Source organism: Neobacillus sp. PS2-9, assembly GCF_030915525.1.
GTDB lineage: Bacteria > Bacillota > Bacilli > Bacillales > Cytobacillaceae > Neobacillus.
Genome location: NZ_CP133269.1, coordinates 1,724,237 through 1,736,899 on the forward strand (window position 1 = coordinate 1,724,237; position 12,663 = coordinate 1,736,899).

Annotated in this window: 11 protein-coding genes; 9 read left to right on the plus strand and 2 right to left on the minus strand. The window is 37.3% G+C overall.

Going from position 1 to position 12,663, the window contains the following annotated elements:
* The first annotated feature begins 9 nt into the window (after positions 1-9).
* The 4 genes from recN (at position 10) to RCG25_RS08570 (ending at position 5,832) form a co-directional block, all read left to right on the plus strand.
* Entirely contained in the window at positions 10-1,698 is a 1,689-nt protein-coding gene (gene recN / locus RCG25_RS08555; RefSeq protein ID WP_308083245.1) for a DNA repair protein RecN, read from the plus strand.
* Positions 1,699-1,822: 124 nt separating this feature from the next.
* On the plus strand, positions 1,823-3,112 hold the full coding sequence (spoIVB, locus tag RCG25_RS08560; protein WP_308083246.1) for a SpoIVB peptidase: 1,290 nt from the start codon (positions 1,823-1,825) through the stop codon (positions 3,110-3,112).
* Positions 3,113-3,625: 513 nt separating this feature from the next.
* Positions 3,626-4,417 (plus strand): sporulation transcription factor Spo0A, encoded by a 792-nt coding sequence (gene spo0A / locus RCG25_RS08565; RefSeq protein WP_308083247.1) that lies wholly within the window; start codon positions 3,626-3,628, stop codon positions 4,415-4,417.
* Positions 4,418-4,596: 179 nt separating this feature from the next.
* The gene (locus RCG25_RS08570; RefSeq protein ID WP_308083248.1) at positions 4,597-5,832 is read left to right on the plus strand and encodes an ATP-binding protein; all 1,236 of its coding nucleotides are present in this window, start codon (positions 4,597-4,599) and stop codon (positions 5,830-5,832) included.
* Between the two features lie 55 nt (positions 5,833-5,887).
* Here RCG25_RS08570 and RCG25_RS08575 read toward each other — a convergent pair whose 3' ends face one another.
* On the minus strand, positions 5,888-6,031 hold the full coding sequence (locus RCG25_RS08575; protein ID WP_308083249.1) for a YycC family protein: 144 nt from the start codon (positions 6,029-6,031) through the stop codon (positions 5,888-5,890).
* 40 nt (positions 6,032-6,071) lie between these two features.
* Here RCG25_RS08575 and RCG25_RS08580 point away from each other — a divergent pair, with 40 nt between their 5' ends.
* Entirely contained in the window at positions 6,072-6,800 is a 729-nt protein-coding gene (locus RCG25_RS08580) for a glycerophosphodiester phosphodiesterase (RefSeq protein WP_308083250.1), read from the plus strand.
* 11 nt (positions 6,801-6,811) lie between these two features.
* Here RCG25_RS08580 and RCG25_RS08585 read toward each other — a convergent pair whose 3' ends face one another.
* Complete coding sequence (locus RCG25_RS08585; RefSeq protein WP_308083251.1) at positions 6,812-7,045, minus strand: DUF2627 domain-containing protein; 234 nt, start codon at positions 7,043-7,045, stop codon at positions 6,812-6,814.
* A 174-nt stretch (positions 7,046-7,219) separates the two neighbouring features.
* On the opposite strand from RCG25_RS08585, the gene RCG25_RS08590 reads away from it, so the two are divergent.
* The 4 genes from RCG25_RS08590 to buk all read left to right on the plus strand — a co-directional run bounded on the left by RCG25_RS08590 (position 7,220) and on the right by buk (position 12,660).
* The gene (locus RCG25_RS08590; RefSeq protein ID WP_308083252.1) at positions 7,220-9,292 is read left to right on the plus strand and encodes a sigma 54-interacting transcriptional regulator; all 2,073 of its coding nucleotides are present in this window, start codon (positions 7,220-7,222) and stop codon (positions 9,290-9,292) included.
* 131 nt (positions 9,293-9,423) lie between these two features.
* Positions 9,424-10,329: a phosphate butyryltransferase gene (gene yqiS, locus RCG25_RS08595; RefSeq protein WP_308083253.1), complete on the plus strand. Its 906-nt coding sequence runs from the start codon at positions 9,424-9,426 to the stop codon at positions 10,327-10,329.
* Between the two features lie 31 nt (positions 10,330-10,360).
* Positions 10,361-11,464 carry a branched-chain amino acid dehydrogenase gene (gene bcd, locus RCG25_RS08600; RefSeq protein ID WP_308083254.1) on the plus strand — a complete coding sequence of 368 codons (1,104 nt, stop codon included), beginning with the start codon at positions 10,361-10,363 and terminating at the stop codon, positions 11,462-11,464.
* 92 nt (positions 11,465-11,556) lie between these two features.
* Positions 11,557-12,660, plus strand: a complete 1,104-nt coding sequence (gene buk, locus RCG25_RS08605) for a butyrate kinase (RefSeq protein WP_308083255.1) — start codon at positions 11,557-11,559, stop codon at positions 12,658-12,660.
* The last annotated feature ends 3 nt before the right edge of the window (positions 12,661-12,663 follow it).

The window sequence follows — 12,663 nt, forward strand, 5'->3', positions numbered from 1 at the left end:
GAGAGTTCGTTGTTAGCAGAACTATCAATAAAAAACTTTGCGATAATCGAATCCCTTTCCATTTCCTTTGAAAAGGGATTAACTGTATTAACCGGAGAAACAGGCGCAGGAAAATCTATAATCATTGATGCCATCCATTTATTGGTGGGCGGCAGAGGATCCGCTGAATTTGTGCGTCATGGTGAGGAGAAGGCTGAAATAGAGGGGCTTTTTCAACTAGATGATCCAAATCATCCAATTATTTCGAAATCATTAGAATTTGGTATAGAAATTGAAGAAGGTATGGTGGTTCTAAGACGAGACATATCACGAACCGGAAAAAGTGTTTGTCGAATCAATGGAAAGCTTGTTACCATATCAACCCTTCGTGAAATAGGTTCCACTCTTGTAGATATTCATGGGCAACATGAACATCAAGAGTTAATGGATGAAACGATACATTTATCATTGCTCGATCAGTTTGGTTCCGAGGAAATTGCAGGTTCACATGCAGAATATCTAGATGTCTTTCGAAGGTACGAGCAAACACTTCAAAAGCTAAAGTCATTAAGTGAGAATGATCAACAAACTGCACACCGACTAGATTTGATTCAATTTCAATTAGACGAAATTCAAAAAGCCAATCTAAAACTTCATGAAGATGAAGAGCTTTCAGAAGAAAGAAGAAAGTTAGGGAATTTTGAAAGGACGTTTGAGGCCATCCAATCGAGTTATACGGCCTTGCATGGGGAGCAGCGAGGACTAGACTGGCTAAGTATGGTCATGGGATACCTAGAAGATGCTGCGGCGCTAGACACAACGTATAAAGATATATTTGAAGCTGTTTCGAATAGCTATTACCAGCTAGAAGATGCTGCGAGAACTTTACGAAATGAACTGGATGGGTTAGAATACGATCCGCAAAGGTTAAATGAAATTGAGGATCGACTAAATGAAATTAACCAGTTAAAACGTAAATATGGTAAAACGATTAATGATATTGTTGAATATGCAGCAAAGATTGAAGAAGAAATTGAAACCTTACAGAACAAAGAAACTCATATTTCTGAATTAGAAAAAGAATTATCTTCCATCAAAAAAGATCTGATTCTTGAGGCTAAGCAGTTATCTGAAATCCGTCATAAGTGGGCAGATAAACTTACGAAGCTTATTCATAAGGAATTGAAGGAATTATACATGGCCAAGACTATATTTGAAATGCGGTTTGAAACGGATTTTGAGCATTTCTCTAAAACAGGAGTGGACCATGTGGAATTTTATATTTCGACTAACCCTGGTGAGCCACTGAAGCCTTTGTCACGGGTTGCTTCAGGGGGAGAATTATCAAGGATTATGTTGGCCCTCAAGAGTATTTTTTCTCAACACCAAGGTGTTACCTCTATTATTTTTGATGAGGTAGATACCGGTGTCAGCGGAAGAGTAGCTCAATCCATCGCAGAAAAGATTTACAAGGTAGCATCTGGTTCACAAGTTTTATGTATTTCTCATTTACCTCAAGTAGCTGCCATGGCAGATACTCATTTGTTTATTTCAAAGGTTATTACTGGAGGAAGAACAAAAACTTATGTAACATCATTGAATGTTGAAGAGAAGATTAAAGAAATTGGCAGAATGATTTCTGGAGCGGAAATTACCGATCTTACGAAGAAACACGCTGAAGAATTAATATTTTTAGCAGGTGAAAATAAAAAAACTTGAAAAGCTATCCAATAAGGGTAGCTTTTTTATGTTAAACCGAGTTATAAATGCTTGTCAAGGAGGCAAAATTAAAGATGTAGCCATTTCTTCAAAGTTGTGAAAAGAAGCGAGGAGAGTGAAAAATTTGAAGTTAGACATAATTAGAAAGATTATTGGTGGAATTCTCCTTGTTTCATTAATTAGCCTTATCTTTTTTCAGCCTATACAGCAGTACATTGCAATACCAAAAACCATTACAGTTTTTGAAGGTCAAGATTACACGTTTAAAAAGGCTGCCCCGGTATCAGCCGCTATACAATCTCGCAACTCAAATATCACACTTGCTCAGGAAAAACATGCAGTATCGGTAAAGGCAACAGAAAAAGGGAAAAACGAAATGCTTCTAGAATTTGCTGGTATCCCTATAAAAAAGGTCGATGTACATGTTTTAAAGGATTTTCGTGTCATTCCCGGTGGTCAATCAATTGGTGTAAAACTAAATACAGTAGGTGTCTTAGTGGTCGGACACCATTTAATCAATACAGCAAATGGAAAAAAATCACCTGGTGATATTGCAGGAATCAAAGTTGGAGACATTATTACAGAAATAAATGGGAACAAAATTGAAAAAATGACAGATGTTGCACCTTTTGTTCAAACAGCTGGACAGGATGGAAAAGCTCTTGATATGGTTATTAGTAGAGAAAGTGGGAAATTTACGACAAAACTTACTCCTTTAAAAGATAAAGGAGAAAACACTTATAAGCTTGGTTTATATATCAGGGATTCAGCAGCAGGAATTGGGACCATGACCTTTGTTCATCCACAATCTAAAAAATATGGTGCCCTAGGACATGTCATCTCAGACATGGATACAAAAAAGCCAATTGTCGTTGAAGATGGACAAATTGTCCGTTCTACCGTTACCTCTATTGAGAAGGGAAGTAATGGGGATCCAGGAGAAAAACTTGCACGTTTCTCTTCTGATCGTGAAATTGTTGGAAATATCCAAAAAAACAGTCCCTTTGGTATTTTTGGAGAGCTAAATAAAGATTTAAAAAATGGAATCATGGATAAACCGCTGCCAATAGCATTATCCCATCAGGTGAAAGAAGGACCTGCAAAAATCTTAACAGTGGTCAACGATGACCGAGTAGAAGAATTTAACATAGAGATAGTTAGTACAATTCCGCAAAAGTTTCCAGCAACTAAGGGCATGGTGATAAAAGTAACGGACCCTAAGCTTCTTGAAAAGACCGGAGGAATCGTGCAAGGAATGAGTGGAAGTCCGATTATTCAAGATGGAAAGCTTGTTGGTGCCGTAACACATGTCTTTGTGAATGATCCTACCTCTGGATATGGTGTTCATATTGAGTGGATGCTAAATGAAGCTGGAATTAACATATACGAAACACCAAAGAATAAAGCAAGTTAAATTAGAAAATAATCGTTCTCTTCCGCGATTATATATAGTGTCACCCTTCTTGAGCGAAATAGGTAATCCTCCTATTTTGCTTCTTCTTTTGTTCAGGCTGTGTTAAAGAACTGTGTTGATATTTACACCCTGTTGATTGGAGTGGAAGGCACGAAGACTCCTGTGGGAGTGTGGTTCAGGGGAGACCCCGCAGGCGCAAGCGCCGAGGAGGCTCGCCGAAACACCCACGAACCGCTCGTGCCTGGAGCGGAAATCAACAGACAAGTTTAACAGTGCCTTGTTTAAAAATTTTTCGACAAAAATCTGTTAATTGTTGGAAAATATGCGAATTTAGTCGAATAGGCGAGAAAAACAGAGAAAAGATAAGATTTTATCACTATTTTAAGAAATATTAAAAAAATGAGAGGAATTTTTGTTGCATTGTCGAATTTGTAATTTAGAATAGAATTTAGAGACTACAGACATTAAGAAAAATGAAATAGAGAATTGAACAGATTGAGGGAGGAACTGGAATTGAAGAAAATCAAAGTTTGTGTCGTTGATGATAATAGGGAATTAGTTGGATTATTAGAGGACTACATTTCGTCCCAAGATGATATGGAAGTTGAAGGGATTGCTCATAATGGACAAGAATGCTTGGAGATGTTAGCTTCTGTTGATCCAGATGTTCTTGTTTTGGATATTATTATGCCGCATCTTGATGGTTTGGCTGTCCTTGAACGCCTGCGTGAACTAAAAAAAGGATCACTTCCAAATGTAATCATGCTGACTGCCTTTGGACAGGAAGATGTAACAAAAAAAGCTGTTGAACTGGGAGCGTCTTATTTTATTTTGAAACCATTTGATATGGAGAACTTAGGCAGCCATATTCGTCAGGTAAGTGGTAATGCAAGTGCATTTACCCGTAAAATGCCAACAACCAGTTATCGTTCTCACTCTGAGCAAAAGCCAAAAAATTTAGATGCAAGTATTACTAGTATTATTCATGAAATTGGTGTTCCGGCGCATATTAAGGGATATTTATATTTGCGGGAAGCAATTTCCATGGTATATAACGATATCGAGTTATTAGGATCCATTACAAAAGTATTGTACCCAGACATCGCAAAAAAATATAACACAACAGCAAGTCGTGTTGAACGTGCCATTCGTCATGCCATTGAAGTGGCTTGGAGTCGCGGCAATATCGACTCCATTTCTTCATTGTTTGGCTATACAGTCAGTATGTCAAAGGCAAAGCCGACCAATAGTGAATTTATTGCCATGGTTGCAGATAAACTTCGTTTGGAGCATAAGGCTTCTTGAAGGGGTGAGGAATAACCTTACCTAAGCCCAACCATAAGAAAGACCAATGAATGTTCATTGGTCTTTTATTTATGATTAGAAAGCACTCCCTAATTTTTTGGAAATCTGATAATATAAAGAATGCATGAACTAGCCTTCATATTACATACGTTTTTGGTGCTGAAAGGATGTAAAACCTCTTGTTTGAAACATTACTGTTGAATTTCCTATTTATACTTTTACCAGTTGTCATTTTTTTAATCTTCTTTGAAAATAGGCCCAATTCTTTCAACAAAATAATCCTTATTTTTCTGTCAACAGTAACTATGGTTCTTTGTATGACCATCCCAATTAAATTGAAAGTTGGATTTAATGTTGATTTGCGGTACATTCCAATTATTATTGTCTCCCTTTTTGGAGGTTACAAAAAGGTATTTCCTTTATATGTAGTATTAAATATATATCGTTATTATTTAGGTGGAGATGGAATCCTTCAATCATTTATATATTCTACGGGTGTATTTATTCTTTTACCTGCTTTTAGTAAACGGTTTATTCAATTAAGTTCTAAAAGGAGAATTTCTTCTGCAGCATTGGTTTCATTCCTGAATGTAGGGGTGTATCTCATAAGCTTAAGTTTTTATTTTAATTCTTTAAATAGGGAATTTTGGACTCTTACATTTTATACCCTGACAACCTACACAGGAATGATGATCATCATTATGGTCTTAATAGAGCAAATAATTACAAATTCAAAAAATCGAGAAAGATTTTTACAATCAGAACGATTAAATGTTGTCAGTGAATTATCTGCTAGTGTTTCTCATGAAATAAGAAACCCGCTTACGGTAACAAGTGGTTTTCTCCAACTTCTAAGTGAATCCAAAACAATCAATCATGAGGAACGAAGATATGTTGAATTATCATTGCAAGAATTAAATCGAGCCGAAAGGATTGTTAGTAACTATCTCTCTCTTGCTAAGCCACAATCAGAAAATATGGTTTACTCTGACTTTAGAGAAGAGGCAGATTATATAAAGGATCTAATCATTCCTTATGCGACCATGCATCAAGTGGAAGTCCAATTCTGTTTTAATAACACACTAAAAAAGAGATATGATAAAAACCAAATACAGCAATGTTTAATAAATTTATTAAAAAACGGAATTGAAGCTATGAAGGATAAAGGTGGCACGCTAATCATTGATATTTTTGAACAAAAGCAAAATATAGTTTTTGAAATTTCAGATACTGGGATTGGAATGACAAAGGAAGAAATTTTACGGTTAGGGAAACCGTACTATTCTACGAAGGAAGAAGGAACTGGTCTTGGAATGTTAATGGTATATAGTACCGTTAATAAGCTGAAGGGGAAAATTGAGGTGGAAAGTGAGAAAGGGAGAGGTACTATTTTTCTTATAACGATACCAGTTTAAGCCTTCATCCTATGAATGAAGGCATTTATTTATTAATATGCTATAAAGGAAGTATCTACTTATTTTCTTGTTTCTTTTCCAATTCCATTAGTTTTTGGATTAGAATATGCTGTGGCATATGCATAAGCTGTTCTAGTGGAACGTTTAGCTGCTTAGAAAGTTTAATGGCTGTTTCTGGGGATAATTGTAACGGTTTCATTATAAAGTTCCTCCATTTTTTGAAGTTGGGAAGTGAAAATATGACACAAATTTTTGCGCATCGTGGTTATTCGGCTTCTTTTGCTGAGAATACAATGGGCGCCTTTTATGAAGCAGAAAAGGCTGGAGCAGATGGTATAGAACTCGATGTTCAATTAACAAAAGACGGCGAGATTGTCGTTATTCACGATGAAAAAGTGGATAGAACCACAAGTGGTACTGGATTTGTTAAAGATTTTTTATATAAAGAAATTAGAAATCTAAATGCTAATCATAAGGGTCTTAAAAAAGAACCGATTCCATCCCTAATTGAAGTACTGGAGTGGATGCGGACAAACAAGCTTGTATGTAACATTGAACTAAAGAATGGGTTGATTCCGTATGAAGGAATGGAAGAAAAAGTCGTTCAGCTTGTTCGAAGGTATGGATTAGCTGATCGAATTATTATTTCCTCCTTTAATCACTATAGTATAGTCTATAGTTACAGGATAGCCCCAGAAATTGAAACAGCACCTCTATTTATTGAAGGGATTTATATGCCATGGATTTATTCACAATCGATTAGAGCAAGAGGGATTCACCCTAAACACTCATCGATGTCGGATAATATCATCATGAATACTATGGATAACGGGATTGCTGTGAGACCGTATACGGTCAATAAGGACGTAGATATGCACCGTTTCTTTAATATTAATTGCACGGCTATTATTACTGATGATCCTGTGAAGGCGCTTCGAATAAGGAAACAATATGAAAAGAGACCATAATGGCCTCTTTTTTATTTTTTAAATTTCGGTTGTACTTTATTTCTTTTACGATCTCTATGGAAGATAAAGCCAGCTACAAATCCTAGACCTCCGATAAAGAAAAGTAAGCCCACGATAAATTGTAGGAGTAAAAATGGAAAGGGGGCTTGGAGAATACCAAATGTCATATCACGCATTAATTTAATCCCTAAAGCGGCAAAAATTCCTGGAATGACTAAAATAGCAAGGGCGATAATCCGTTTCATACATAAATCCTTCCAAAGTTTAATTTTAATTAATGTTCTACCTCAACAAAATATTAGTACATAGATAAAATTTGTCAAGGCATGTGTTTGGTAATAAAATAAAACATGAAGAAAATTGCATGGGTTTGTTAGAATTAAATGAAAAAAATTTCTTTTTTCAAAGGGGTATTAATCATGCAAAACGTGATGATTGTTGGCGCTGGAAAAGGCGGTACTGCAATCTTAAAAATTCTGAAAGAATCTGAGGTGCTAAGGGTTGCAGTAGTAATTGACCGTAACGAGGATGCACCGGGCATTTTATTAGCCAAAAAAGAGGGCATTCAAACAGGGACAAGCTGGAAGCCTTTTATAACAGAGAATATAGATATAATTATCGAAGTGACGGGAAATGACGCGGTCTTTCAAGAGTTAAGAGATACAAAGAATAAGAAGACAGTATTGATTCCGGGGAGCGTGGCTTTCCTAGTTTCACAGCTTATGGAAGAAAAAGAAGAATTGGTGCAAAAACACCAAAATGAATCTTATCAACAGGAATTGATTTTCAATGCAACGAACGATGGGATGCTTGTAATTGATAATCATGGAAAAGTCATTTTGTTTAACAAGCGTGCTGAAGAAATAATGGGGGTGAAGAAAGATCAGGCAATTGGCAAGAACGTAGTGGATGTAATCCCTACAACTCGCCTCCCTTTGATTCTTGAGAGTAGGAGAATAGAGGCAAACCAGGAAATGGTGTTAAGTAATGAAAGAAAAATTATTACGACACGTATTCCAATTATTGAAGAAAATGGAACATTAATAGGGGCTTTCGCTGTTTTTAAAGATATAACTGAGGTGGTTAATCTAGCGGAAGAAATCACTGATTTAAAGGAAATTCAAACAATGCTTCAAGCTATTATTCACTCTAGTGACGATGCCATTTCCGTTGTTGATGAAAATGGACGAGGTATCCTGATCAATCCTGCTTACACTCGTATTACCGGACTAACACAAGAGCAAGTAATTGGTAAACCTGCGACTGCAGATATTTCTGAAGGAGAAAGTATGCATATGAAGGTACTTCAAACCAGAAGAGCGGTCCGTGGTACCCCAATGAGAGTTGGCCCAAATAAACGAGAAGTGATTGTAAACGTTGCACCAATTATTGTTAAGGGAAAATTAAAGGGCAGCGTTGGGGTTATCCATGACATGTCTGAAATTAAATCTCTGAATCGGGAATTAAATCGTGCTAGACAGTTGATTCGTAAATTGGAGGCAAAATATACCTTCGAGGATATTATCGGTCATTCAGAAGAAATGATGCTGGCGATTGAGCAAGCGAAGCTTGGAGCGAAAACACCTGCAACAGTCCTCCTTAGAGGAGAGTCAGGGACAGGGAAAGAATTATTCGCCCATGCTATACATAATGCGAGTGATCGAAAATACAACAAGTTTATTCGTGTGAACTGTGCTGCCATTTCTGAAACGTTATTGGAGAGCGAGTTATTTGGTTATGAAGAAGGTGCTTTTTCTGGGGCGGTAAGAGGTGGAAAAAAAGGCTTTTTTGAAGAAGCGAATAATGGAAGTATTTTTCTTGATGAAATTGGTGAGCTTTCTGCCAATACACAAGCAAAGCTGTTAAGGGTACTGCAGGAAAATGAAATTACTCGTGTAGGTGGAACGAAGCCTATTTCTATTAATGTCAGAGTCATTGCGGCCACCAATGTTAATTTAGAAAAAGGTATTGCCAGTGGTTCCTTTAGGGAAGACTTATACTATCGTTTGAATCGAATGCCTATTCATATTCCGCCGTTAAGAAAACGAAAGAAAGAAATTCCTGTTCTCTGTGCGAGGTTAATTTTAAAAATTAATCGTGATTATGGTAGGAATGTTGAAGGAGTTACTCCTGCAGCGTTATTTCAGTTAATGGGATATGATTGGCCAGGGAATGTTCGGGAATTAGAAAATATACTTGGCAGAGCTATTATTTTTATGAAATACAATGAGACATTAATTGATGTACATCATTTACCTGAATTACAAAATAAAAAAGGTACGGTCCACTCCCAAACAAATTCTAAAGAATCTTTCACATTAGGACAATCCTTATCGGATCTATTAGAGGATTATGAGGCGAAGATTATCCAACAAACACTTACCCGATTAAATGGCAATAAAACCGTAACGGCAAAAACGTTAGGTTTATCAGTAAGGAATTTATATTACAAGCTTGATAAATACAATATTGAAAAAAATAGCATGCAATAATTTTCATAGTATGAAAATTATTGCAGAGTGATTTTAAGTAAAATGAAGCGTTTTCATATTTAAAAGTTGGCACGAAACTTGCATATTATTAAAATGGAGTTGCAGGAAAAGGAGAAAGGGTTGATAACAACTTGTTGCTAGACTCATTAATTGAAAAAGCAACCCGGGAAGGCACTAATACGGTTGCAGTTGCTGCCGCAGAGGATGTAGAGGTTATTGAAGCAATTTTAGATGCAGTCAATCGAAACCTCGCTCGTTTTATCCTGTTCGGCGACCAAAATAAAATAAAATCTTTACTAGAAATGAAAAAGTATGATGATCGGGGAAATAACTCGTTAAAAATCGTTCATACAAATTCAACAATGGATTCAGCTGCATTAGCTGTTAAGGCTGTCTTTCAAAAAGAAGCCGATGTTTTGATGAAAGGGAATCTCCCTACTAATTTCATTTTAAAAGCTGTCTTAAATAAGGAATTTGGTTTGAGAACGGGAAATGTGCTATCACATGTTGCTTTTTTTGAGATTCCAGGATATGAGCGGTTTACCATTGTTACCGATGCTGCTATGAATATTGCACCTGATCTCCAACAAAAAGCACAAATTATTAATAACGCTGTTTCTTTAGCAAAATGTATAGGAATTGAAACACCAAAGGTTGCTCCATTAGCTGCTGTAGAAGTGGTAAATCCAGCGATGCAGGCAACAGTTGACGCAGCCTCACTAACCATGATGAATAAGCGTGGTCAAATTCCTGGCTGCATCGTTGATGGCCCTCTTGCCTTAGATAATGCAGTTTCGGTTTCAGCGGCAGAACATAAAGGAATCCAGAGTGAAGTTGCCGGCCACGCTGATATTCTGTTGGTTCCGACAATTGAGGTTGGTAATGTATTATATAAATCATTAATTTATTTTGCTAAAGCGAAGGTGGGGGCTGTTATTGCTGGGGCTAAGGCGCCAATTGTTTTAACATCACGAGCAGACTCAGCAGAAAGTAAGCTTTATTCACTCGCATTAGCGTTATGTTGTGTTGCAAAATAGAGATTCTTAAAATTCGAGGAGGAATACGAACATGGAAATTTTCAAGTATTTAGAGACTTATGATTATGAGCAAGTGGTGTTTTGCCAAGATAAACAATCTGGGTTAAAAGCAATTATTGCCATTCATGATACTACACTTGGACCTGCTTTGGGTGGGACACGCATGTGGACATATGAGTCAGAGGATGCAGCAATTGAAGATGCACTTCGATTAGCAAAAGGGATGACTTATAAAAATGCTGCAGCAGGATTAAATCTTGGTGGAGGAAAAACAGTTATCATTGGTGATCCTCGAAAAGATAAGAACGAAGAAATGTTCCGAGCTTTTGGACGTTACATTCAAGGGCTAAATGGAAGATATATTACTGCTGAAGATGTTGGTACAACTGTTGCTGATATGGATTTAATTCATGAAGAGACAGATTATGTTACAGGTATCTCTCCAGCATTTGGTTCTTCAGGTAACCCATCACCTGTAACTGCTTATGGTGTATATAGAGGAATGAAGGCAGCAGCAAAAGCAGCTTTCGATTCAGATTCTCTTGAAGGAAAAGTAATTGCCGTACAGGGTGTTGGGAATGTCGCTTATAACCTATGCCGCCACTTGCACGAAGAAGGGGCAAAGTTAATTGTAACTGATATTAACAAAGAAGCAGTTCAACGTGCGGTTGAAGAATTTGGAGCTCGTGCAGTTGATCCTAATGAAATTTATAGTGTTGAATGTGATATCTATGCACCATGTGCATTAGGTGCAACAATCAATGACGATACAATTCCACAATTAAAAGCGAAAGTAATTGCTGGAGCTGCAAATAATCAATTAAAAGAAACTCGTCATGGTGATCTTATTCATGAATTGGGCATTATTTATGCACCTGACTATGTAATCAATGCGGGTGGAGTCATTAACGTTGCAGATGAACTTTATGGATATAACCGTGAACGGGCATTAAAGAAAGTTGAGCAGCTTTATACAAGTATTGAAAAGGTAATCGAAATTTCCAAACGCGATGGTATTCCAACTTATCTGGCTGCCGATCGTATGGTTGAAGAGAGAATTGAAAGAATGCGTAATTCAAGAAGCCAGTTCCTTCAGAACGGACATCACATTTTAAGTCGCAGAATCTCAAGATAAACACATTCGTGGAATAAGATTAGGGGCAGAACGCTGAATACGATATTCAGCGTCTTTGCCTTTAGATAGATGTCTAAAATGGAGGTAACAACGTGCTAGATAAAGAATATCGAATTCTCATCATCAACCCAGGCTCAACATCCACTAAGATCGGAGTCTTCGATAACGAAGTTTCAATTTTTGAAAAAACCATTCGTCATGATGCAGAAGAAATTATTTCCTATACTAATATTATTGATCAATATGAATTTAGAAAAAATACGATTTTGGAAACACTGGATAAAGAAGGAATAAATATCTCTAAATTATCCGCCGTTTGCGGTCGTGGTGGATTGCTTCGCCCTATTGAAGGGGGCACCTATGCTGTTAATGATCGAATGCTTGAAGACCTGCGGGCTGGTTTTTCAGGTCAGCATGCATCAAACTTGGGTGGAATTATTGCCTATGAAATTGCATCAGGATTAAATATTCCATCCTTTATTGTAGATCCTGTCGTTGTAGATGAACTCGATCAGATTGCTAGAATTTCCGGCTTCTCATTGATTGAAAGAAAGAGTATTTTTCATGCGTTAAATCAAAAAGCAGTCGCTCGAAGAGTAGCAAAGGATCTTGGGAAAAAGTACACAGATTTGAACTTAATAGTTACCCATATGGGAGGCGGTATCACCGTTGGTATACATAAACAGGGGAGAGTAGTTGATGTGAACAACGGTCTACACGGGGATGGGCCATTTAGTCCTGAACGTGCCGGAACAGTGCCTGCAGGTGATTTAGTTGCCCTTTGTTTCTCAGGAGAACATTATCGTGAAGAGATAATGAAAAAACTTGTTGGGCAGGGTGGCTTAGTAGGTTACCTTGGAACAAACGATGCCATAAAAGTAGAACAGCGAATTGAAGCTGGAGACCAAGAGGCGAAGCTGGTTTATGATGCTATGGCCTATCAAGTGGCAAAAGAGATTGGTGCCGCAAGTGCAGTACTATCAGGAAAAGTAGATGCAATTATTTTAACGGGCGGTCTTGCATATGGAAAAGGCTTTGTGAAATCTATCACCGATCGGATTAATTGGATTGCGGACGTCATTGTCCAACCAGGTGAGAATGAACTCCAAGCGCTTGCAGAAGGAGCCCTTCGAGTCCTTCGCGGAGAAGAAGAAGTGAAAACGTACCCAGAAAATTTTTCAACAGCAAAAATCTAGGGA